General features: G+C 74.3%; 17 protein-coding genes and 1 pseudogene. 7 read left to right on the top strand and 11 right to left on the bottom strand.

Annotation, left to right across the window (positions count from 1 at the left end):
- Positions 1 to 122: 122 nt before the first annotated feature.
- On the bottom strand, positions 123 to 1,082 hold the full coding sequence (locus tag ACZ7N4_RS24115; RefSeq protein WP_471361125.1) for a LysR family transcriptional regulator: 960 nt from the start codon (positions 1,080 to 1,082) through the stop codon (positions 123 to 125).
- Between the two features lie 88 nt (positions 1,083 to 1,170).
- Between ACZ7N4_RS24115 and lpdA the strand changes: the two genes are divergently transcribed.
- Positions 1,171 to 2,637 carry a dihydrolipoyl dehydrogenase gene (gene lpdA, locus ACZ7N4_RS24110; RefSeq protein WP_471361123.1) on the top strand — a complete coding sequence of 489 codons (1,467 nt, stop codon included), beginning with the start codon at positions 1,171 to 1,173 and terminating at the stop codon, positions 2,635 to 2,637.
- Between the two features lie 138 nt (positions 2,638 to 2,775).
- Positions 2,776 to 4,026, top strand: coding sequence for a M14 family zinc carboxypeptidase (locus ACZ7N4_RS24105; RefSeq protein ID WP_471361121.1), 1,251 nt, complete (start codon positions 2,776 to 2,778; stop codon positions 4,024 to 4,026).
- A 27-nt stretch (positions 4,027 to 4,053) separates the two neighbouring features.
- On the opposite strand, the gene ACZ7N4_RS24100 is transcribed toward ACZ7N4_RS24105, so the two are convergent.
- The gene (locus tag ACZ7N4_RS24100) at positions 4,054 to 4,467 is read right to left on the bottom strand and encodes an SSI family serine proteinase inhibitor (RefSeq protein ID WP_471361119.1); all 414 of its coding nucleotides are present in this window, start codon (positions 4,465 to 4,467) and stop codon (positions 4,054 to 4,056) included.
- A 167-nt stretch (positions 4,468 to 4,634) separates the two neighbouring features.
- On the bottom strand, positions 4,635 to 5,186 hold the full coding sequence (locus tag ACZ7N4_RS24095; RefSeq protein ID WP_471361117.1) for an FHA domain-containing protein: 552 nt from the start codon (positions 5,184 to 5,186) through the stop codon (positions 4,635 to 4,637).
- A gap of 177 nt (positions 5,187 to 5,363) precedes the next feature.
- On the opposite strand from ACZ7N4_RS24095, the gene treZ reads away from it, so the two are divergent.
- Positions 5,364 to 7,109, top strand: a complete 1,746-nt coding sequence (gene treZ, locus ACZ7N4_RS24090) for a malto-oligosyltrehalose trehalohydrolase (protein WP_471361115.1) — start codon at positions 5,364 to 5,366, stop codon at positions 7,107 to 7,109.
- Between the two features lie 45 nt (positions 7,110 to 7,154).
- Here the strand turns inward: treZ and ACZ7N4_RS24085 are convergent, their stop codons facing one another.
- The 4 genes from ACZ7N4_RS24085 to ACZ7N4_RS24070 all read right to left on the bottom strand — a co-directional run bounded on the left by ACZ7N4_RS24085 (position 7,155) and on the right by ACZ7N4_RS24070 (position 11,220).
- Positions 7,155 to 8,090, bottom strand: coding sequence for an aminoglycoside phosphotransferase family protein (locus tag ACZ7N4_RS24085; protein ID WP_471361113.1), 936 nt, complete (start codon positions 8,088 to 8,090; stop codon positions 7,155 to 7,157).
- Between the two features lie 52 nt (positions 8,091 to 8,142).
- On the bottom strand, positions 8,143 to 9,270 hold the full coding sequence (locus ACZ7N4_RS24080; RefSeq protein WP_471361111.1) for an aminopeptidase P family protein: 1,128 nt from the start codon (positions 9,268 to 9,270) through the stop codon (positions 8,143 to 8,145).
- A gap of 291 nt (positions 9,271 to 9,561) precedes the next feature.
- The gene (locus tag ACZ7N4_RS24075; protein WP_471361109.1) at positions 9,562 to 10,137 is read right to left on the bottom strand and encodes a PDZ domain-containing protein; all 576 of its coding nucleotides are present in this window, start codon (positions 10,135 to 10,137) and stop codon (positions 9,562 to 9,564) included.
- A 174-nt stretch (positions 10,138 to 10,311) separates the two neighbouring features.
- Complete coding sequence (locus ACZ7N4_RS24070; protein WP_471361108.1) at positions 10,312 to 11,220, bottom strand: LysR family transcriptional regulator; 909 nt, start codon at positions 11,218 to 11,220, stop codon at positions 10,312 to 10,314.
- Positions 11,221 to 11,307: 87 nt separating this feature from the next.
- On the opposite strand from ACZ7N4_RS24070, the gene ACZ7N4_RS24065 reads away from it, so the two are divergent.
- A complete protein-coding gene (locus ACZ7N4_RS24065) occupies positions 11,308 to 12,030 on the top strand; it encodes a CTP synthase C-terminal region-related (seleno)protein (protein WP_471361459.1) in 723 nt (240 codons plus the stop codon).
- 40 nt (positions 12,031 to 12,070) lie between these two features.
- On the opposite strand, the gene phsA is transcribed toward ACZ7N4_RS24065, so the two are convergent.
- Together phsA and cyc2 are read right to left on the bottom strand one after the other, a co-directional pair.
- Positions 12,071 to 13,945 (bottom strand): O-aminophenol oxidase PhsA, encoded by a 1,875-nt coding sequence (gene phsA / locus ACZ7N4_RS24060; RefSeq protein WP_471361105.1) that lies wholly within the window; start codon positions 13,943 to 13,945, stop codon positions 12,071 to 12,073.
- A gap of 113 nt (positions 13,946 to 14,058) precedes the next feature.
- Positions 14,059 to 16,218, bottom strand: coding sequence for a germacradienol/geosmin synthase Cyc2 (cyc2, locus tag ACZ7N4_RS24055; protein WP_471361103.1), 2,160 nt, complete (start codon positions 16,216 to 16,218; stop codon positions 14,059 to 14,061).
- 152 nt (positions 16,219 to 16,370) lie between these two features.
- Between cyc2 and ACZ7N4_RS24050 the strand changes: the two are divergent.
- Positions 16,371 to 17,138 (top strand): annotated as a pseudogene (locus ACZ7N4_RS24050) (alpha/beta fold hydrolase); the annotation flags it as partial.
- A 158-nt stretch (positions 17,139 to 17,296) separates the two neighbouring features.
- Positions 17,297 to 18,562 (top strand): cytochrome P450, encoded by a 1,266-nt coding sequence (locus tag ACZ7N4_RS24045; RefSeq protein WP_471361100.1) that lies wholly within the window; start codon positions 17,297 to 17,299, stop codon positions 18,560 to 18,562.
- Here the strand turns inward: ACZ7N4_RS24045 and ACZ7N4_RS24040 are convergent.
- Complete coding sequence (locus tag ACZ7N4_RS24040) at positions 18,539 to 19,738, bottom strand: damage-control phosphatase ARMT1 family protein (protein WP_471361098.1); 1,200 nt, start codon at positions 19,736 to 19,738, stop codon at positions 18,539 to 18,541. The genes ACZ7N4_RS24045 and ACZ7N4_RS24040 overlap by 24 nt on opposite strands.
- 22 nt (positions 19,739 to 19,760) lie before the next feature.
- Positions 19,761 to 20,408: a ScbR family autoregulator-binding transcription factor gene (locus tag ACZ7N4_RS24035; RefSeq protein ID WP_471361096.1), complete on the bottom strand. Its 648-nt coding sequence runs from the start codon at positions 20,406 to 20,408 to the stop codon at positions 19,761 to 19,763.
- Between the two features lie 427 nt (positions 20,409 to 20,835).
- Here ACZ7N4_RS24035 and ACZ7N4_RS24030 point away from each other — a divergent pair, with 427 nt between their 5' ends.
- Complete coding sequence (locus ACZ7N4_RS24030; RefSeq protein ID WP_471361093.1) at positions 20,836 to 21,777, top strand: lytic polysaccharide monooxygenase auxiliary activity family 9 protein; 942 nt, start codon at positions 20,836 to 20,838, stop codon at positions 21,775 to 21,777.
- Positions 21,778 to 21,792: the final 15 nt, after the last annotated feature.

Genomic DNA, 21,792 nt, shown 5'->3' with positions numbered 1-21,792 from the left:
CGAAGGATCAGGTGGCCGTGGACCGGGGTGGTCAGGTGGCCGCGGGCCGGGGTCAGCGGCCACGGGCCGCAAGGGCAGGTGGCCACGGGCCGACGGGGTCAGGTGCCCGCAGGCCGAAGGGATCAGGTAGCCGCAGACCGGAAGGGTCGGGTGGCCGGTACGGCGGGCAGCTCGCAGTCCTCGTAGGGTCCAGCGGCGCTCAGGGCCGGCCAGGTCGCGCTCAGGAGGTCCACGAAGGCCGCGGCGGCCCCGGTGGGCGGTACGCGCGCGTAGACGGCCAGGGGGCGCTTCCAGGCCGGGTCGGGGGTCAGGACCACGCAGTCCTCGCCGACGGCGCCGCGCACGAGGTGGGCTGGCGCGGTGCACACGCCGACGCCGGCCGCGGCCATGCGGACGGCGGTCGAGGTGTGCTCGGTCCACACGGCGGTACGGGGGCGGAAGCCGGCCTTCCCGCAGGCCCAGTCGAGGAAGCGCTCGCCGTGCACGACGGGTTCCATGGCGCAGCGGATCCACGGGCGGTCGGCGAGTTCCGGGAGCGCGACCGTCCTCCGGCCCGCCAACCGGTCGTCGAAGGGCACGACGAGGACCAGTTCCTCCTCGCCGACGGGTACGACGGTGCCGGGCCGGCCGGTGGGCTCGGGGCCGACGGCGAGGTCGGCGGTGCCGCGCTGCACGGCCTCCTCCAGGGCCTCGGCGGTGGCGTACTCGTGCAGGCGCAGCAGGACCCTCGGGTGTGCCGTGCGCCAGCGGGCGAAGACGTCGGGCAGGGCGCCGACCGCGATGGAGTGCAGGGCGGCGACATGCAGTTCACCGCCCTCGGCGCCCGCGGTGGCGCGGGCCGCGCGGCGGGCCTGCGCGGCACTGCGGACGGCGAGTTCGGCGTGCGGCAGGAAGGCGCGGCCCATGGGGGTGAGGCGCACGCCCCGCGGCAGGCGCTCCAGCAGGGCGCCGCCGACCGACCTCTCCAGCGCCTTGATCTGGTGGGAGAGCGCGGGCTGGGTGACGTGCAGGGCGTCCGCAGCGCGGGTGAACGACGCCTCCTCGGCGACCGTCACGAAGTACTCCATCTGACGCAGGCTCACCCTCACGCCCTCCCATAAGGATCATGCATGGATTCCACAAGAACATTGCCTTGGACTCATGACAAGGGGTGGACGGAGGGTGGATGCCATGACCATCGATACGGGCATCCACACATCCGACATGATCGTCGTCGGCGGCGGCACCGGCGGCTACAGCACCGCCCTGCGTGCCGCCTCCCTGGGGCTTGACGTCGTCCTCGTCGAACGCGACAAGGTCGGCGGGACGTGCCTGCACCGGGGCTGCATCCCGAGCAAGGCGATGCTGCACGCCGCCGGACTGGTCGACGGGATCACCGAGGCCCGCGAGCGCTGGGGCGTGAAGGCGACCGTGGACTCCGTCGACTGGGGCGCGCTGGTGGCCACCCGGGACGACATCGTGGCGCGCAACCACAAGGGGGTGGAGGCGCATCTCGCGCACGCGGGCGTACGAGTGGTGCGGGGCAGCGCGCGGCTGACGGGAGCGCGCACGATGCGCGTGGAGGGCGTGCGCGCGGACGGCATGGGCGCGCATGGCGAGATCGCGCCCGGCGTACGCGACCTGACCGCGCGCCGTGGGATCGTCCTCGCGACCGGCTCACGCCCGCGCACGCTCCCGGGGCTCGCGCCCGACGGGCGGCGCGTGGTGACCAGCGACGACGCGCTGTTCGCGCCGGGGCTCCCCGCGTCCGTCCTGGTGCTGGGCGGGGGCGCGATCGGTGCGGAGTACGCCTCCTTCCACCGGTCCATGGGCGCGGAGGTCACCCTGGTGGAGGCCGCCGACCGGATCGTGCCGCTGGAGGACGCCGATGTCGGCCGGCATCTGACGCGCGGCCTGAAGAAGCGCGGGATCGACGTGCAGGCGGGTGCGCGGCTGCTCGACGCGGAAGTGCTGGACGACGGCGTACGCGCACGCGTGCGCACGGCGCGGGGGGAGACCCGGACGGTGACCGCGGACCGCCTGCTGATGGCCGTGGGCCGGACGCCGGTCACCGAGGGGCTGGGCCTGGAGGCGGCCGGCCTGACGACGGACGAGCGGGGGTTCGTCGTACCGGCGGACTGGCGCCGGCTGGAGACGGCCGTGCCGGGCGTCCACGTCGTCGGCGACCTGCTGCCGCCGCCCTCGCTCGGCCTCGCCCACGCCTCGTTCGCGGAGGGCCTGCTGGTGGCCGAGACGCTGGCCGGGCTGGAGTCCGCGCCGGTCGACTACGCGGCCGTGCCCCGGGTGACGTACTCCTCGCCGCAGACCGCCTCGGTCGGGCTGGCCGAGGCCGAGGCACGCGCGCGCGGGCACGAGGTCGACGTCGACACCATGCCGCTGACCGCCGTCGCCAAGGGGATGGTGCACGGGCAGGGCGGCATGGTGAAGGTGGTGGCGGAGGCCGGCGGCGGACAGGTGCTCGGCGTCCACCTGGTCGGCCCGCACGTGTCGGAGATGATCGCCGAGAGCCAGCTGATCGTCGGCTGGGACGCCGAGCCCGCGGACGTGGCCCGGCACGTGCACGCGCACCCCACGCTGTCGGAGGCGGTGGGCGAGGTGTTCCTGACGCTCGCGGGACGCGGCCTGCACCAGCAGTGAGCCCGCGCAGCGCGGTGGCCCGTACCGGGGGCGGGCGACCGCGTCCGGGCGCCCCCGGGAGCCTCCCCCGCCGCACGCTTGACAGTTCCCCCGTCGCGTGCGGGACTGGGAGGGCGAAGCCGGGCGGACAAGTCGGGGGTGAGTCCACTGCCGGAGCCGCGCTATCCCAGCGTTCCCGAACTGGTGGCCTGCGCGCAGGCGTTGGCGGCCCGGGAACCCGGGCTGTGCGCGCTGCGCCAGGTGGGCCTTTCGCGCGCGGGAAGACCCCTGCACCTGCTGTCGGTGGGACACGCCCGCCGTGCCGTGCTCGTGGTGGCGGGTGCGCACGCCAACGAGCCGACGGGCGGTTCCACGCTGCGGGTGCTCGCCGAAAGAGTGCTGGAGGACAGGGAGTTGCGGGCGGACACCTCCTGGCACTTCCTGCTGTGCGCGGACCCGGACGGCGCGAGTCTGCATGTGACCCCGGCGCCGCGCAGCCTGCTCGACTACCACCTCGGCTTCTACCGGCCGACGGGCGCGGAGCAGCCTGAGTGGTCGCCCGCCGTGCTGCCGCCGGACCGGCTGCCGCCCGAGACACGGGCGCTGACCGGGGTCATCGACGAGCTGCGCCCGTACCTCCAGGTGACCTTGCACGGCACCGATCTGGGCGGCAGCTGGGTGCAGCTGACCAAGGACGTCCCGGGCCTCGCCGAGCCGTTCGCCAAGTCGGCCGCGCAGTTGCACATTCCGGTGGAGACGGGGGCCTCGGACGCGGCGGGCTGGCCGGCCTCCGGCCCCGGGGTGCACGTGATGCCCGGCCCGGAGACCGGCGTGGCCTACCCGAGCATGCCGGACGACGCCCGGCACAGCACCTGGTACCACGCGCACCGGTACGGCGGCCTGACGGCCGTGGTGGAGGTGCCGATGTGGGCCAGCGACCTGGTGGACGACCCGGCGCCGCACCCGGCGCCGGCGGCGGCGATGCGGCGGCTGGCCGGGCGGCTGCTGCGGGACGCGTGCGAGGTGGAGCGCGTCCTCGCCGACGCGCTGCCCCGGCTCGAGGACGTGGACGGGCCGCTGCTGCGGGCCGCGCGCTGGGCGCTGGAACTGATCCCGGGCCTGGCCGAGGACTGGGTCCGCACCTCCCCGGCGAGCACGACGATGGCGTACGTCGGCAGTGTGGACGCCTTCGGGCGGCGGCTGCCGCTGCGGGCCGCGGCGATGCTGCTGCGGGTGCTCCGGGAGGCGGACGACCGGGCGGCGCCGCGCCTGGAGCAGCTCGTCGCCGGCTGGTGCGACGCCTTCGCGGAGCGGTTCCGGGCCCGCTGGGTGCCGTTGGAGCACCAGGTGGAGCACCAGTCCCGGACCGTGCTGGTGGCGGCGCAGCAGGCCCGGGAGCAGGTGGCCTGAGCCGTCCCCGCTCCCGGTGTGCGGCGGTCAGCCGTCCAGCCGGAACACCGATCCCGTGCGCGCCTTCATGACGCACGTGCTGGTGTACGTCTCCTCGAAGTGGACCCAGCGGCCGTTCCAGCGCCCGCGCGCGTGAGCGGTCACCGGAGCGAAGATCATCGGACAGAAGACCTGCGTGGCCGGGATGCGGTCGATGTTCCCGTCGGCGGCGTCCAGTTCGGCGCAGGCCTCGGTCGCGTGGGCATGCCCCAGGGGCGGGTCGCACAGCAGCAGCGCGCCGGGGGTGTCACCGGACCGGGCCGCACCTCTGGCGACCGTCAGGTGGAGCCAGTTGCCGGGATGGGTGTCACGGGAGGCGGCCCGGGCCGGGCCCGCGGTGAGGAGGCCGACGGCGGCCAGCAGGGCGCCGGCCGCCGCTGCCGCTCTGGTGAGATACGTCATGTCCCTTCCATCGGCACGGCGGGCCGGCATCCGCAGTGCGGCTCACCCGATCGGGACGCCACACGCGCGCGTGTCCGACCGTCCGTTCGAACGGTGCGGCCGAACCCGGCCCAAGAGGACGGTTCACCCGGCCCAGGAGGACGGCTCAGCCGGCGCAGGGGGACCGTTCAGGGAGCCGTGAGCCGGAACGCCATGCGGCCGAAGGCGACCTGGTCGCCCTCGCGGACGGCGACCGCCCCGACCACCCGGCGGCCGTTGACGGTGGTGCCGTTGGTGGAGCCGAGGTCCTTCAGGACCCACAGGCCGCCCTGGTGGCGCAGTTCGGCGTGCACCCGGGAGACGGTCTCGTGGTTCAGGCGCAGTCCGTTCGCGGGGTCGCGGCCGATGCGCAGCGGATGGGTGTGCGCCGGGTGCGGCAGCAGCAGCTTGGGCAGCCGCTCGGCCTGCCAGGCCCGGCGCAGCCGCACGGTGAACCCGGAGACGGCCTCCACGGTGCCGAGGACCGCGCGGGAGAACCGGTTCTCCCGGGGCAGGTCGGCGACCAGGGCGGCGAGTTCGCCGGAGTGGCGCGCGGCGAGCGCCAGCTCCATGCGGCGCACGAACGTGTCGTGCGAGAGCCGGCCCAGGGCGACGCCGTCGCGCAACGACTGCAGCGCCTTGTCCCGCTCCGCGTCGGACAGGCGCGCGGGGTAGGTGGAGAACTCGAAGGACGACGTCACGCTGGTGATTGTCGGGCAGTGAAGTCCGGGTGTCCAGAAAACGCGGAACCGGTGCCGATATGCGGGTACTTCCGCGACACCTGCCGGCAAAGGGCCGATTCGAAAGCGGATCGATCGCCCGGGACGGCACGATGGGACCGCGGGACATCACGGTGAGCAGACGAAGGGGAACCGTCCGTGCAGTTCGAGGTGTGGGCACCGCAGGCAGACCGAGTGACGCTCCATTGCGAGGGCACCACGCGCGCGTTGGCGCGCGATCCCGCCCGGGAGGGCTGGTGGACGGGTGAGGCGGAGGCGGGGGACGGCGCGCGGTACGGCTTCGCGCTGGACGACGGCCCCGTGCTGCCCGACCCTCGCTCGCGCCGCCAGCCGGACGGCCCCGACGGGCTGAGCGCCGTCGTGGACCACGGGCGCCACGAGTGGCGCGCGCGGTGGACGGGGCGCGGGCTGCCGGGCGCGGTGCTCTACGAGCTGCACGTGGGCACGTACACCCGCGAGGGCACCCTGGACGCCGCAGCCGACCGGCTGGAGCACCTGGTGGAACTGGGTGTGACCCACGTGGAGTTGATGCCGCTGTGTCCCTTCCCGGGGCGGCACGGCTGGGGCTACGAGGGGGTGTCGCTGTGGGCGGTGCACGAGCCGTACGGCGGGCCCGAGGCACTGAAACGCTTCGTCGACCGGGCGCAGGGACTGGGGCTGGGCGTCGTCCTGGACGTCGTGCACAACCACTTGGGCCCGTCGGGCAACTATCTCCCGCTGTTCGGGCCGTACTTCACGGACACACACACCACGCCGTGGGGCACGGCGGTGAACCTGGACGCGCCCGGCTCGGACGAGGTGCGCGCGTTCCTCCTCGGCAGCGCGCTGGCGTGGCTGCGGGACTACCGGATCGACGGGCTGCGGCTGGACGCGGTGCACGCGCTGTACGACACGCGCGCGTGCCACTTCCTTGAGGAGCTGTCGGCGGCCGTGGACGGCCTGGCGGCCGAGGTCGGCAGGCCGCTGTTCCTGATCGCCGAGTCGGACATGAACAACCCGCGGTTCATCACCCCGCGCGCGGAGAACGGCCTCGGGCTGCACGCCCAGTGGAACGACGACTTCCATCACGCCCTGCACACCGCGCTGACCGGGGAGTCGCAGGGCTACTACGCCGATTTCGCCCGGGCTCCGTTCGCCGCGCTCGCCAAGACGCTCACCGGCGGCTGGTTCCACGACGGCACGTACTCCAGCTTCCGGGGCCGCCGCCACGGCCGGCCGCTGGACCGCGCGCGGGTGGGCGGGCACCGGCTGCTCGGCTACAGCCAGACCCACGACCAGGTCGGCAACCGCGCCCAGGGCGACCGGCTCGCCGCGCACCTCTCCCCCGGCCTGCTGGCCTGCGCGGCCACGCTGACGCTGACCGCGCCGTTCACGCCGATGCTGTTCATGGGCGAGGAGTGGGCGGCGGGCACGCCCTGGCAGTTCTTCACCGACCACACCGACCCCGAGCTGGCCGAGGCGGTACGGCGGGGCAGGCGGCGCGAGTTCGCCGCGCACGGGTGGGCCGAGGAGGACGTGCCCGACCCGCAGGACCCGGCGACCCGGGAGCGGTCCTGTCTGGACTGGACGGAGCCGGAACGCGAACCCCACGCGCGCGTGCTGGCCTGGTACCGCCGGCTGATCGCGCTGCGCCGGGAACACCCCGACCTCACCGACCCCGACCTCGCCGACACCAAGGTCGCCTACGACGCGGACGCCCGCTGGCTGGCCTTCCGGCGCGGGGACGTACGGGTGGCGGTGAACCTGGGCAAGGAGGAGGCGGCGATCCCGCTGGGCACCGGCCGGGTGGAGGTCCTCGCCGCCTGGGACCCGGTGGAGGCACCGGGCCCCGACGGGCTGCTCCAGGTGCCCGGGGAGTCGTGCGTGGTGCTGACACAGCCCTGACGAGCCGGCGGTGCCGGCGCCGTCCTGACGGGCCGCCGCGGCCCGTCAGGGCTCCGGTTCGTCCTCCGGGAAGTCCGTCACCCGCTCCAGCAGGATCGGCTCCCAGACGCGCCGCAGCTGGGTCCGCAGCAGGAGCAGGGAGCCGGTCGTACGGCCCTCCAGGTACGCGGTGAGGCGGATGACGGTGTCGCAGCGGGCCAGCCACAGGCCGCGCAGGCAGGGGCGGGCGCCGTAGCCGGCGAGGGTGGCGGCGCGGACGGCCGCCGGGGAGCCGACGGCGACGGCGAGCCCGGCGATGTCCTCGGCCGGGTCGCCGAGGGCCGCCGCGGTCCAGTCCAGGATGCCGCGCACCCGGCCGTCGGCGCTGACCACCACGTGCGCGCCGGTCAGCCCGTGGTGGGTGAGGACGGCGGTACCGGGCTGCGCGGCGAGCTGGGCCGCGCCGGGCGGGGTGAGCTGGTGCAGCCGCGCGGCGTCGAACTCGTCGGCGGCGGCCAGCCGTTCGGCGGCGTGCACGGCCATCCGGCGCAGCGCCTCCAGCGAGCGCGGCGCGACCCGCGGCACACCGAGCGCCTCGGCCTGGCGTACGGGCACCGCGCGCAGTCCGCCGAGCAGCCCGGCGAGGTCCGCCTCGCCGACGGCGGAGACGTCGTACTCGTCGGCCGTGCCGCCGGGCACCCGGGTGTCGAGCGTGTAGGCGAGGCCCGGCGCCCAGTCGCCGTGCGCGACGCTGGTCGGCACGGCGACCGGCAGATGCGGGCGGACCACGTCGCGCAGGCGCAGTTCCCGGCGGCGGCGGACGGAGGCCTCGCGGTCCGGGGCGAGGCGCAGCACATGGCGGCCGCCGACCCACCAGGTGTGCTCGCGGTCCTCCGTCACGGGCCGCACTTCGGGCCCGCCGGTGCTGTCGTCGCCCTCCTTGAGCAGCGAACGGACCAGTCTGCGGACGGTGTCCGCGGTGGGGGTCGGTGCCTGGGTCATGGGTCGGGGGTAGCCGTTCCGGGTGTCGTCGCCAAGGGGTCTTCCGGGCCTCTCAGTCCACTATGACCATCTCACGGGTGGTGTTGTTGAGGCGGCGTCCACCGTCCTCGGTGACCGTGACGATGTCCTCGATGCGCACCCCGAAGCGGCCGGGCAGATAGACGCCGGGTTCCACGGAGAAGCACATCCCGGGCACGAGCGGCTGTTCCTCGCCCTCGATCATGTACGGCGGCTCGTGCGTGGTGACGCCGATGCCGTGCCCGGTGCGGTGGACGAAGTACTCGCCGTACCCGGCGTCCGTGATCACCGCGCGGGCCGCGCGGTCGACGTCCTGGCAGGCCACGCCCGGGCGTACGGCCTGGACGCCGGCCTCCTGGGCGGCGCGCACCACGTCGTGGACCCGGCGCTCCTCCTCGGTCGGCTCGCCGACGTGGACCGTGCGGGTGGTGTCGGAGCCGTAGCCGCCCATCAGGCCGCCGAAGTCGAGGACGACCATGTCGCCGTGCCGGATGACCCGGTCGCCGACCTCGTGGTGCGGGTTGGCGCCGTTCGGGCCGGAGCCGACGATGGTGAAGTCGACCTGGGAGTGGCCGAAGCGGCGCAGCAGACCGGCGAGGTCCTGGCCGACGTCGGACTCGCGGCGGCCGGCGAAGGGAACCTTCCGGATCTCCTCGAACGTTGCGTCCGCGGCCGCTCCGGCGGCTGCCAGGAGGTCCAGCTCGGCCGCGTCCTTCACCGCGCGGAGCATGGGCAGGGCGTCGGTGAGGGAGGCGTAGGAGGTGTCGGGGAGTGCCCGCTGGAGGCCCAGCAGGTGCATCGCCCAGGTGTTGTCGCTGATGCCGAACCGGCCGCGGTCGTCGAGGAGGCCCGCGGTGACGGCGTACGGGTCCTTCCCGTCGGTCCAGTCGCGCAGGGTCAGCGCGGCGGCGCCGGTGGCCTGCTCGGCGTCCGGGGCCTCCAGGGTGGGCACGACCAGGACGGGGTCCCGGCCGGGGGCGAGGACCAGCAGGGTGAGCCGTTCGGTGACCGCGGTGGGCGTGTAGCCGGTGAGCCACACCATGTCCGGTCCCGGGGCCACGAGCAGCCCGGCGAGACCGGCGTCGGCGGCGGAGCGCGCGGCGCGCTCCATGCGGATCCGGTAGTCGGCGGCGGTGAAGGGCGCGGGCGTACTACCGGTCATCCGGACCTCCGGGCGTGGGTGCGAGAACGGGCGGGGCGGTCGGTGTGGCGCGCCGGCGTCCCGGGCAGCACCCCTGCCCGCCCTGGCAGCACCCCTGGCCGCCCGGGCAGGGGCACGCGAGCCGGTCCCGGGGACCGGCGTCCGAGGTCCGCGGTCCGCGGTTCTCGGCCCTCGGTCCTCGGTCCGTGGCGAAGGGACTCGGCATGGGCCCATGATGACGCGCGGGACGGACGGTGACCAGCGGGTTCCGTGACGTGTGCGGGGCCGGCGAGCCCTGCGGACGCAGCTCGGTCAGGTGACCAGGCCGGGGGCCACCGACAACTGCTGGTAGCCACCGCCGCCGTGGCGCACGGTGAGCGGCACCGCCTTCCCGGAGCGGGCCCGGGCGACGGCGCGGGCGAGGTCGGCGGCGGTGTCGACCCGGGCCGCGCCGAACTGCAGCACCACGTCCCCGCGGACCAGGCCGGCCGCGTAACCGGGACCGGGCACGTGCACGCCCACCACCAGCGCGCCCGCCTTCTCGGCGTCGACGACCTCGACACCCAGGGTGGCGCCGGGCACGGCGGGAGCGGGGGCCGGTACGGCGGTGGGGGCGGCCGAGGAGGGCGACGGCGGGGCCTGGTGCCGCAGCTCGGCGAGCCGGCCCAGGCCGATCACGGTGGCGCCGACGGTGCCGATGCCGACGCCGGAGAGCACCAGCGCGGTGCCGGCGCAGACGCCGAGCAGCACGGTCCGCAGCCGCCGACCGCGCCGGGGCGCGGCGTGCGGGCGGCGGGCGGGGCCGGCGGCATCGGTGGTGCCGGCGGTGCCGTCGTCCCTCCGGTCCTGGCCGGGCATCGGCTTGGGACGCAACGCAGTCTGTTCCATGGTTCGCTCGCCTCCGGCTGGTGCTCTACCCGGAGCGGCGGTCCGCGACGAGACACGAACGAGTGAGAATGACCGAAGGCCGGCCGAGGGTAGTGAGCCCTGAGGGGGCGCGCGGGCCGATGCGCGCCCGGTGCCGTCCCCTCCGGTTCCCCCTGCGCCCCCTGCGCCCCCGGCTCACCCCACCGGCCCCGGCACGCTCACCGCCGGCCCGTTCAGAAGCCGCCGTACCACTTCCGCCGCCGCTCCTCCGGGGCTGCCGCCGTGGAGGAGTTCCGTGCGGTGGACGAGGCGGGGGGCGGTCAGGGGGACGGCGACGGTGCCGGGGACGGCCGTGGCCGCCGAGCGGGGCAGCAGGGCGAGGCCGTGCCCGGCCGCCGTGAGGGCGGTGAGGGTACGGATGTCGGTGCCCTCGTAGCGCAGGGAGGGCCGGAAGGCGCCGCCGCCCTCGGTCGCGGCGCGCAGGTGCGCGAGCGGGAGTGCCGCGTCGGGCGCGTCGAGCCAGCGGGCGTCGCGGAGGTCGCCGAGGCGCAGGCCGGGGCGGCCGGCGAGGGGATGTCCGGCGGGCAGCAGGACGCTCACGGGTTCCTCGGCGACGCCGTGCGTGGTCAGCGGTGCCACGTCGGGCAGCCGCAGCGGATCGCTCGGCGCGGCCGGCCCGTCGACGAGGCCGAGGTCCGCGGCGCCCGTGGCGACGGCGGCGGGGATCTCCGCGCGGGTGAGGACGCGCAGGGTGACGCCGGCGGGCGGGAGCGCGCCGAGGACGGCGGGGCCGAGCGCGGTCGCGGTGGTGACGAGGGTCAGGCCGTGCTGGGGCGCGGCGGCCAGGCGGACGACGTCGGCGCGGGCCGCGTCGAGCCGCAGCAGCAGCGGACCCGCGTGCTCCAGCAGCCGCTCGCCCGCTGCCGTGGGCGCGACCGGCCGGCGGGTCAGCAGCGGTGCGCCCAGGTCCTGTTCGAGGGCGGCGATGTGCTGGGAGACCGCGGACTGGGTGTAGCCCAGCTCGCGCGCGGCCTCCGAGAAGGAGGCGAGACGCGCCACGGTGACGTACGTGCGGAGCAGATGCGGGTCCATGCCGCCCAGCATGGCAGCACCTCATCAGCAGTGCTTATCGACCGTGCAGAAACCATCGTTGGACGTGAACCACCCGGCGTGCCGAGGATGGTGGCCATGATGAACACCGCCACCCTCGCCCTCGTCGGCGACCGCTCCCCGCACGTCGTCTCGCACACCCGCGTCCCGCTCCTGCTGGACGCCCTGGCCGCCCGGGACCGGCTGGTCCTGGACGCGTACTGGATCTCCTCGGAGGACGCCGCGGCCGAGGGCGCGGTACGCGGGTTCGACGCCGTGTGGGTGCTCCCGGGCAGCCCGTACCGCAGTGAGGCGGGCGTCCTCGCGGCCGTGCGCACCGCGCGCGAGGAGGGCATCCCGTTCCTGGGCACGTGCGGCGGCTTCCAGCACGCGCTGCTGGAGTACGCCCGGAACGCGTGCGGGCTGACCGGAGTGGCGCACGCCGAGAACGACCCGGCCGCCGAGGATCCGCTCATCGAGCCGCTGGCCTGCTCGCTGGTGGGTCACGAGGCCGCGGTGGCGGTCGAACCCGGCTCGCTCGCCGCGTCCGCGATCGGCTCGGCGCGCACGGTGGAGCGGTACTTCTGCGCCTACGGCCCCACGCGCCACCTCGACACGCTCCGCGCCCACGGACTGCGGTTCTCCGGCCACGACGAGGACGGCCGGGTCCGGATGGCCGAGCTGCCCGGCCATCCGTTCTTCCTCGCCTCGCTGTTCCAGCCGGAGCTGGCCGGCGACGGCTCGCAGCCGCACCCGATGATCCGGGCGCTGGCGCGCGCCGCGGTCGAACACGCGGCGTCCGGGACCGTCGCCCGGCCGGTGTGATCTCCCGGCTGCCGTCACCCGCGGCGGCCCCGGAGGGCCGTCAGCCCGTGTGGCCCTCGCCGTGGCCGCCGTGCGCCCCGCCGTGGTCGAACTTCAGGGCCTCCGGCGGCATGACGACGAAGGGCCGCATCATGCCCATGTCCTCGTGCTCCAGCAGGTGACAGTGGTACATGAACCGGCCGTACGCGCCGTCGAAGCGGCCCATGACCCGCAGCAGCTGGCTGCCCGGAACCCGGAAGACGTCCTTGTGGCCGCCCTCGTTGGGCGCGAGCGGTATCGCCGTCCCCGCGTCGTACCGGATCGGGGTGCGGGTGCCGCCGACCGCCGGATCGAAGCCTGAGACGTCGTAGGCGTCCCGGCCCAGCAGCTGGAAGTCGGCCAGGTGGATGTGCATGGGGTGCACGATGGGCGCGAGGTTGAGGAAGCTCCACTGCTCGTAACTGCCCTCGGCGATGGTGAAGCCGAGCCCGTCGTTGAAGGTCCGCGCGGTGCGGCGGTACGTCTTCGTGGTGCCGTCGGGGCCGGTGACCTGGACGATGCCCTCGGCCGGCAAGCGCAGCCCGGAGGCGTCCTGGACCTCGGTCATCTCCCAGATCTCGGGGTGCCCGCCGGCGCCCTTGGTGGCGGGCGGGGTGAGCAGGACCAGGCGGTGGCCGTGCGGGATGTCGTGGGTGAGGCGGCGGAAGGAGTTGGAGAGCACCTGCGGCAGTTCGAAGGTGTCCTCCTCGCACGTGTCCCGGACCCGGAACTCCAGCACGTCCGGGCAGGGCACGTCACCGGCCGGGTCGGGCACGCCCGCGGGCTGGTTGCGGCCCTTGTTCACCAGGCGGAGGGTGCGCCCGGCCAGGCCGCGGAAGTCCACCAGCAGGTCGAAGCGCTCGGCCGGCGCGGCGGTGAGGGCGGGCAGCCGCTCGTCGAAGTCGACCGGCACCGGGCGCGGCAGCAGCCCTCCGTCGCTGCCGATCTGGTGGACGATGCCCGGCACCGGCTCGCCGTCCTCGTCGATGAGGACGAGCTCGAAGATGCGCGCGTTGGAGGCGTTGACCAGCCGGAAGCGGTACCAGGCCGGGTCCACGTCGGCGTGGGGCCAGATGCGGCCGTTGACCGTGGTGTACGGGCCGCTGAACGGGATGGAGACCGGCTTGCCCGTCTCCGGGTTCTTCTCCTGGACGACCACCGTCTTGTGCAGCAGCCGGCCGTTGAGGCGGCCGTCCTCGTCGGTGTCGAGGTTGCGGTCGGCGATGAGCAGCGGGATCTCGCGCTCGCCGGAGGGCAGGCGGAGGGCGTCCTCCTCGTCGTCCCGGACGAGGTAGGTGCCGTACAGGCCCGCCATCACGTTCCACCGGGTGATGTTCATGGCGTGGTCGTGGTACCACCACTGCACCGCCTGGTGGTCGTTCGGGTACTCCGACAGCTGGGCGTCGCCGTGGCCGACGGCGTTGTCCGCCCAGCCGTCGTTGCCCCCGCCGGTCTGCGCGCCGTGCAGGTGGGTCACCGACCAGGCGGGCAGGGCGGCGACGTCCTTGTCCGGCTCGACGCCCTCGCGGCCGGGCTCGGTGGTGGCCTGCGGACGGCCGTCGGTGCGCAGCGGCACCTCCGCCGAGGTGACCGGGTACTCGCTGTCCCTGGGGATGCGGTTGGTCCAGGCGATGCGGACGCGCTGTCCGCGCCGCACCTCGATGGTCGGGCCCGGTACGTGCCCGTCGTAACCCCACATCAGGGTCGGCGGGAGCTGCGGGTGCAGGCGCACCCAGGTCGGGCGCAGCGCGATCTCGGTCTCGCGCAGGACGTCGCCGTGGGCGGGCCGCAGGAGAGGCGGCACGGTTAACGGCGCCGCGTACGGCGTCAGTTCGCGCGCGGCGGACGCCTTCTCCCCCGTGGGCTCTTCGGTGAGCCTCTCGATGGTCTCGGTCAAGGCCGAGCACCCCCCGTGTCCGTGGTCTGTTGTTCCCCTTACTCCACAGGACTGCCGAGGACTCACCGAAGTTCCCTGAATGCCCCATTCCGTACGAGAAGTTTCGGTGACCTTCAGCCGAGCGTCAGGGCCGGCACGGCGGGTGCGCGGTCGGGCAGGAAGCCGTGGGCGCGGCGGCCGAGCCACTCGGCCCTGTAGCGGTCGACGCTCCGGTGCCAGTGGAAGATGCCGGCCAGCCAGTTCTGCAGGTCGAGCACATAGCCGGCCATCGCGGTCCGCGCCTCCCGCGACAGCCGGAAGTCGTCGTAGAGCACCGGGAGTTCGTGTTGGATCACGTGCTCGAACTGCTCCATGCGCTGGGTCATGAGGTCGTGGACGACGGCGAGCGCGGCCGGGTAGTCCACGCCGAAAAAGTTCTGCACGACGAGGACGGAGTTGTGGATCTCGCCCTCGTACTCGATCTCCTTCTGGTACGAGAAGACGTCGTTGAGCAGGCAGCCGTAGTCGATGGCGGCGTTCTCCAGGGAGCGCACCGGGCCGCTGGCGTACACCTCGGCGGGGATCGCCGGGCTGCCCATCCGGCACAGGGCCAGGGTGAGGTCGGAACCGAAGGTGGAGCGCCGCATCTCCAGGTAGTCGACCGGGTCGGGAACGCGGTTCTGGAGCTGGTTGGACAGCTCCCACACCCAGCTCTCGGTCATGGTGTCGACGGCCGCCTTGAGGGTGCGCCGCTGGTCGGGGGTCATCTCGGCCGTGGTGCGCGCCCAGAGGTCGGTCAGCGCGCGTTCCATGGCGTCGCCGGGGACGACCGCCGGTTCGCCCTCGACGGGCATGCACTGCGACAGCCGGGCCGTGGTCAGGCGGGCGGCGGCCAGGTCCCTGCGGTGGCCGTAGACGAGCGGGTAGTAGTCGTCGCCGTAGGTTCCCCAGGCGAGCCACTGGGTGCTGAGGTCGAGCACCTCGGGGGTGGCGTCCGGGTCCAGGCCGGCGGCGCACAGGGCGAGGTCGTAGGCGGCGAGCTTGTCCTCGTCCCAGACGCCCTCCTGGAGGATGCCCATGCGGTGGCACCAGCCCACGAGGTGGCCGCGGGCCGAGTCCAGGTGGGGGCTGAGCTGCACCTCGAAGGGCATGTACAGGTCGGGGACGCGGGACGGGCCGACCTTCCGGTAGGGCACGTGGGAGTAGGCGCGCAGGCGTTCCTGGGCGGCCGAGGCGAGGAGTGCGCCGACGTCGGCGGCGGAGGTGCCGGGTCCGCTCTTCAGCTGCCAGGGCGAGCCGGGCCGCGCGCCCTTGTTCATGTACCGGCTGGAGCGCATGTGCCACTCGTGGCCGCCGGACTGCCAGTCCTGGAGTCCCTTGGTGTAGGCGGCGACCGCGGCGACCTCGCCGGGGGTGAGGCCCTTCTCCAGGGCCACGGCGGGGACCTCGGTGAGCGCGGTGTGCTCGAACTGGTGCAGCCGGGAGGTGAGGACGTCGTTGACGATGTCGGCGGCCTCCTGCGTGGTGCAGCCGAAGAACTTCTCCAGGACGAGCACGCCGTTGCTGTTCTCGCCCTCGTCCTCGACCTCGCGCTGGTAGGAGAACAGGTCGTTGCGCAGGTGGACGGCGTCGGAGAAGGCCTCCATGAGGACGCGCAGCGGCCGGGTGCCGGCGACCGCGGCGGGCACCTCGGCGGTCGCGTACTCCACGAGTCCGGACGACCAGGGCGCGCCGCCGACCTTGCGGCGCATCTCGATGTACTCGACGGGGTTGGCGATCCGCCCCTCGTTGATGTTGGACAGCTCCCACATCGACTCGTTGAGCAGGTGCTCGGTGGCGACGGAGAAGCGGCGCCGCCAGTCCACGGACATCGACGGCACGGTCCGCGCCCAGAGGTCCCTCAGCCCGGCCTCCACCGGATTCTCCGGCTGCGGCACGGGGGTGGCGAGGTCGAGCGGCATGAACAGCGGCAGGCGGTCCAAATGCGCCTTGCCGGCGACCCGGTCCTGGGTGCGCTTGTACATGTCGAGGAAGTGGTCGTCGAAGAAGAACACCCACACGTACCAGTCGGTGATCAGGGAGAGGGCGGGTCCGTCGCAGTCGGGATGGGTGTAGGCGCACAGGAGGCCGTAGTCGTGCGCCTCCAGGTCGGCCTGGTCCCAGATTCCGGAGCCCTCCAGCATGCCCATCTGCCGTGCCCACGCGGTCGAGTGGGCACGGGCCTCGTCCAGGTGCGGGTTGAGCCGGGCCGGGTACGGCATGTAGAAGTGCGGGAGTTCGAACGGCTGCGTCATGGCCGGGCCCTACCCGGGGTCCCGGATCTCCATCCGCACGCCGGCACATGATCACACCATCGCGTGAACGGCCCACGGAACCTGGAACTCCGGCGGGGGTTTGTGGCGTTGGTGCTCTTGCCGTGCCCGCGCGCGGGGGCCACGGTAAGCGCATGACCTCCTTCGTACTGCCCCACGAGGTGCACGGCGACGGCGCCCACAAGGTGTTCGCCGTGCACGGCTGGTTCGCCGACCGGTCGGCCTACGCGGCCGTCCTGCCGGACCTGGACCGCGCGTCCTTCGCCTACGCGCTGGTCGATCTGCGCGGCTACGGCGAGGCCCGGGACGCCACGGGCGCGTACACGACGGCCGAGGCGGCCGGGGACCTGGTGGAGCTGGCGGACCGGCTCGGCTGGGAGCGGTTCTCGGTGGTCGGGCACTCCATGGGCGGTGCGGTGGCGCAGCGGCTGCTCGCCGTGGCCCCGCACCGGGTCCGCCGGATCGTCGGCGTGTCGCCGGTGCCCGCCTCGGGCATGCCGCTGGCCGGTGAGCAGGGGGCGTTGTTCACGGAGGCGGCGCACCGGGCGGAGTACCGGCGGGCGATCATCGACGTCACCACCGGGGGCCGCCGGCCCGCCGCCTGGCTGGACCGGATGGTCGCCCGCTCGCTGGAGCGCAGCGACGCCAAGGCGTTCCGGGCCTGGCTGGACTCGTGGGCGGGCGAGGACTTCAGCGCGGACGTCGTGGGCAGCGAGGTGCCGGCGCTCGCCGTGGCCGGCGCGCTCGACCCCGCCTTGTCGCCGGAGGTCATGCGGCAGACGTGGATGTCCTGGTACCCGCGCGCGCGGCTCGCCGTACTGGCCGGCGCCGGCCACTACGCCATGGACGAGACCCCGCTGGAGCTGATCCGCGCCGTCGAGGACTTCCTGCGGGCGGACGGGACCGACGGGACCGACGGGACGGATGCGGCACGGGAGGCGGTCCCGGCCAACGCTGCGGTCGAAGCGAGCGACGCGGTCGGCACGGTCGAGGCGGCCGAAGCCGGCGGAGCGGTCGAGGGCCGGCCCCGGGTGGTCGGGGAACACGAGGGCGAGCCGGCGTGAGCGTGCGCGAGGCGCCGCCGGTCCCGGACGTCTTCGACCCGCGCCGGTACGCCGCCGGGGTGCCCTACGACGCCTACCGCGTGCTGCGCGACCACCATCCGGTGGCCTGGCAGGAGGAGCCGGAGGTGCTGGGCTGGCCGGCCGGGCCCGGGTTCTGGGCGGTGACCCGGCACGCGGACGTCGTCCGTGTGCTGAAGGACGCGGGGACGTACTCCTCGTACGCCGGTGCGACGCAGATCCGCGATCCGGACCCGGAGGACCTGCCGTTCATCCGGCGGATGATGCTCAACCAGGATCCGCCGGCGCACGGGCGGCTGCGCCGGCTGGTGAGCCGTGCCTTCACGCCGGGGCGCGTCGAGCGGTTCGCGGAGGTCGCCCGGGAGCGGGCGCGCATGCTGCTCGCGGGCGCCCTGGCGGCGGCGCGGGAGGGGGACGGCACGGTCGATCTGGTGGCCGCGGTCACGGACGAGTACGCCCTGCTGAACCTGGCGGATCTGCTGGGCGTCCCGGACGGCGACCGGCATCTGCTGCTGCACTGGACGCAGCGGGTCATCGGCTACCAGGATCCCGACGAGGCCGGTCCGCCGGTGCGGGACGGGGCGGGCAGGCCGGTGAACCCACGGTCACCGGCGATGCTGCGGGACATGTTCGCCTACGCCGGCCAACTCGCCGCGCACAAGCGACGGCACCCCGCCGACGACATCATGACGGCGCTCGCCCACGAAGCCGAACTGGCCGGCGCCGAACTGGAGATGTTCTTCTTCCTGCTCACCGTGGCGGGCAACGACACCGTGCGCAGCGCGGCCCCGGGCGGGCTGCTGGCGCTCGCGGAGCATCCGGAGGCGTACGAGCTGCTGCGCGCCGGGAAGGTGGGCGTACCGTCGGCCGTGGACGAGCTGCTGCGCTGGCATCCGCCGGTGCTGACGTTCCGGCGGACGGCCGTGCGGGACACCGAGCTGGCGGGCCGGGCGGTCCGGGCGGGCGACAAGGTCGTGGTGTTCCACGCCTCGGCCAACCGGGACGAGCGTGTCTTCGCCCGTCCCGGAAGGCTCGACCTCGCCCGTTCCCCCAATCCGCACGTCTCCTTCGGGGACGGCCCGCACGTCTGCCTGGGCGCCCACTTCGCCCGGTTGCAGCTGCGGCTGCTCCACGAGGAGGTGCTGCGGGCGCTGCCCGGGCCGCCGCGGCCCGCCGGACCGGCCGGGCGGCTGGTGTCGAACTTCATCAACGGCGTCAAGTCACTGCCGGTGAGCATCGCCTGACGGGTCGGTCTGGATCAGCGCGTGCGTGCCGCTCGTCCGCCAGGCCCGCCCCTCGGCCTCCTCCAGCGCGGCCTCGGTGGCGGGTGTGAGCCCGGTGATCACGTCGGATTTGAGGGTGCGCAGCGCGGCGACCGGGCCGGGGAAGTACGCGGTCGTCTCGCGGAAGGGCGTGGTGGGCGGCCACAGCCGGTCGCCCACCAGGCGGCGGTAGTTGAGGTCGCCCTTGACGACGGTCAGCGTGGCCGCGGCGAACTCGGCGCGCAGGTCGCCGGGCATCGCGCTGTAGGGCAGCGGGGCGCAGGAGAAGGGGTGGGCGCGGACGGTGAGCCGGCCGTCGGCCAGGGCGGACCAGAGCGCACGCCCGTACTCGGCGGCCGCGCCCGGGGCCGCGCGCAGCCGGTGCAGGGCGTCGACCACGTCGGCGGTGGTGGCGTCGGAGACGTAGTACGGGTACGGCTTGACGTGCAGGACCGCCCGCGCGGCCCGGCCCTCGGTGAGGAGGTGGGCGATCAGCAGCAGGTCGGGGACGAGTTCGCGGCCCGCGTTGTCCGCGACGAGCAGGAGCGTGCCCGCTCCGCCGGGCGGGAGCAGCGACCAGAGGGTGTCGCTGTCGTCGGCGACCAGCGCGGGGGCCGGCTCGCGGGCCTCGGCGCCCGCGGCGGAGAGCCGGAAGCCGAGGTCGGCGCGGTTGCCCCACAGCGAGCCGTGCAGCAGCGCGCGGGCCCGCTCCTGTTCCGGCAGGTCGCGCAGGCCGTCCAGGGCGGCGAGTTCCTCGTCGGTCTCCGGGGCGTCGAGTTCGGCGCGTTTGAAGGGGCGGAAGGGGTCGATGCCCTGCCAGGCGCCCGGGCCGAACCAGCCGACGGCGTCCAGGAGCCGGCGGTAGAAGTAGCTCTCGGACCACAGCCAGGGCACGTCGTACCAGGACCGGCCGGCGTACTCGGCCAGGCCCCAGCCGTGCCACCGGTCCCGGTCGGGGGCGTCGGCGGGAAGCGGCTCGATCGTCCCCCGGGTGCAGCTCGTCAGCAGCTCGTCCAGCGCCGTGTGCTGCCCGGGTCCGTACGGGAAGGCCTCCCGTACCTGCCGGATGATCGCGGGGTGCCGCTCGGCCAGCACGCTGTGCGGGAACGAGCCGGGCGCGTTGCCGAGGATCACGGGTGCGAAGGGGGTGTCGGGCATGTCCGTCACGGTATCGCGGGTGTCAGGCGGCGCGGATCTCCCGCTCCAGCTGCGTGGCGAGGGTGACGTAGCGGGGTCGGCGGTGCACCGGCACGAGGCCGCGGATCATGAGGTGCCACATCTCGGCGACTCTCCGCGGCAGCCGTCCGACGGGTTCCAGCGAGCGGCCGGCGACCCGGGTGCCGATGAAGAAGCAGACGAGGGAGTGGGCGACGGCACCGACGTCGAGATCGCCGTGGACGTCGGCCTCCCGGACCGCTCCGCCGAACTTGCGGGTGGCGAACTCCAGCCACTCGGTGAACGGGTGCCGCAGCGGCGGCCGTACGGCGATGTCGGCGGCGGCGAGGCGCAGTCCGGCGCGCGGCACGGGGTCCTCCACGGCGAGCCGTGCGATCCCGAACGTGGTGCGCATCAGGGCCTCCAGCGAGGAGCAGCCGCGGCTCTCCACGTCGGCCACGAGCTGTTGCGCGGCCCTGGCCTGGAGTTCCAGGATGGCGTGGGCCAGGTCCTCCTTGGCGGCGAAGTGGAAGTAGAGGGCGCCTTTGGTGACCTTCGCGTGTGCGACGATGTCGCTCAGGCTGGTGGATTCGTAGCCATACCGGTCGAACAGGTCGGCGGCGGCAGTGATGATCGTTGTCCGAGTCTGCTCAGCGCGTAACTGCCTCGCCATCCTGGGACCCCTCCTCGCATCTCGACGAACAGGACATGCGGTTTGTTTTAACCCCTTGCATACGATAACTCACCTAGGGGCGACGGGAGTCCGGCATGCCCCCGCCCGCGTCCCGACACGTGTCAGCGCCACGCACGGCACCGACCGGCCGCTTCGTCCTGTGCGAACGGGCGAGCCCACGGCGGTCCCCCCTCGATGCCGGCCGGTGCCGGCAGCCTCGTGACGACGGATGCCGCCCCCATGATCGCCACGATACGAGGCGAACGGCCGGCTCCTCAACGGGTTGTGGGAGCAGGCGCAAAACAGCCGAACCGGTCGGTGCTTTCACGCCCCCCGCGCGCGGGCGCGCCGGCAGCCTGAACACGGCGGGCGCCGGTGCCGTACTGGACGCCGCAGACCCGTTCCCGCGCCCGCCGAGGAGACCCGGATGACCCGGATGACCGTCCGCCTGAGCGTCAGGGCGGCCGCCGCGACGGCACCGCTCCTGCTGCTGCCCTGGGCTGCGGGAACCGCCCGGGCGCACGGCGCCCCGACGGACCCGGTCGGCCGGGTCTACGCCTGCTCGCCCGGGGGCGGCGCGGTCGGGACGGCGGCCTGCCGGGCCGCGATCGCGGCGAACGGCGCTCCGTTCACCGCCTGGGACAACCTGCGTGTGGCGGGGGTGGACGGCCGTGACCGTGAGGTGATTCCGGACGGCCGGCTGTGCAGCGGCAACCTGCCGGCCTACCGGGGCCTGGACCTGCCCCGGCGGGACTGGCCGGCGACGCGGCTGGCACCGGGCGGCCGGCTCACGCTGACCTACGCCTCGACCATCGCGCACACGGGCACGTTCCGGCTGTACCTGACCAAGCCGGGGTACGACCCGTCGAGACCGTTGACCTGGTCCGATCTGCCGGAGCGGCCGTTCGCCTCGGTCACGGACCCGCCGCTGCGCGACGGGGCGTACCACCTGCGCGCCACGCTGCCGGCCGACCGGACGGGGCGTCAGGTGCTGTACACGGTCTGGCAGAACAGCAGTACGCCGGACACGTACTACGCGTGTTCCGACGTGGTGTTCCCGGAACGCGGGAAGGCCGGCGGGGCGGTACGGTCGTCCGCGCGGCCGGAGGCGGCGCCGAGCGGACCGGCGTCGCCGGAACCACGGACGTCACCCGGGGTGAGCGCCCCGGCGGAGGACGCGGTACCGGCCGCGGGCGGAAACGGTGGGCGGTCCGAGGGCACCGCCGGTGACCGGACCGGGGTCACGGAGGCCACGCCCGGCGGCTCGGGGCCCTCGGCGCCACTACTGGCGGGCGGCGCCGCCGCGGTGCTGCTGCTCACCGGGGGCGCCGCCCTCATGTTCCGGCTACGGCGTCTGCGACGACGTTGAACCGGACGCTCTGGT

Source organism: Streptomyces sp. NPDC107654, from assembly GCF_055639035.1.
This window is presented reverse-complemented; position numbering and strand designations above follow the sequence as displayed.

What these genes read in the sequence shown, in the direction of transcription:
- lpdA (WP_471361123.1), top strand. Translation starts at nt 1,171, where the DNA reads ATGACCATCGATACGGGCATCCACACATCCGACATGATCGTCGTCGGC.
- ACZ7N4_RS24100 (WP_471361119.1), bottom strand. Translation starts at nt 4,467, where the DNA reads ATGACGTATCTCACCAGAGCGGCAGCGGCGGCCGGCGCCCTGCTGGCC.
- ACZ7N4_RS24085 (WP_471361113.1), bottom strand. Translation starts at nt 8,090, where the DNA reads ATGACCCAGGCACCGACCCCCACCGCGGACACCGTCCGCAGACTGGTC.
- ACZ7N4_RS24080 (WP_471361111.1), bottom strand. Translation starts at nt 9,270, where the DNA reads ATGACCGGTAGTACGCCCGCGCCCTTCACCGCCGCCGACTACCGGATC.
- ACZ7N4_RS24075 (WP_471361109.1), bottom strand. Translation starts at nt 10,137, where the DNA reads ATGGAACAGACTGCGTTGCGTCCCAAGCCGATGCCCGGCCAGGACCGG.
- ACZ7N4_RS24070 (WP_471361108.1), bottom strand. Translation starts at nt 11,220, where the DNA reads ATGCTGGGCGGCATGGACCCGCATCTGCTCCGCACGTACGTCACCGTG.
- ACZ7N4_RS24065 (WP_471361459.1), top strand. Translation starts at nt 11,308, where the DNA reads ATGAACACCGCCACCCTCGCCCTCGTCGGCGACCGCTCCCCGCACGTC.
- cyc2 (WP_471361103.1), bottom strand. Translation starts at nt 16,218, where the DNA reads ATGACGCAGCCGTTCGAACTCCCGCACTTCTACATGCCGTACCCGGCC.
- ACZ7N4_RS24040 (WP_471361098.1), bottom strand. Translation starts at nt 19,738, where the DNA reads ATGCCCGACACCCCCTTCGCACCCGTGATCCTCGGCAACGCGCCCGGC.
- ACZ7N4_RS24035 (WP_471361096.1), bottom strand. Translation starts at nt 20,408, where the DNA reads ATGGCGAGGCAGTTACGCGCTGAGCAGACTCGGACAACGATCATCACT.
- ACZ7N4_RS24030 (WP_471361093.1), top strand. Translation starts at nt 20,836, where the DNA reads ATGACCCGGATGACCGTCCGCCTGAGCGTCAGGGCGGCCGCCGCGACG.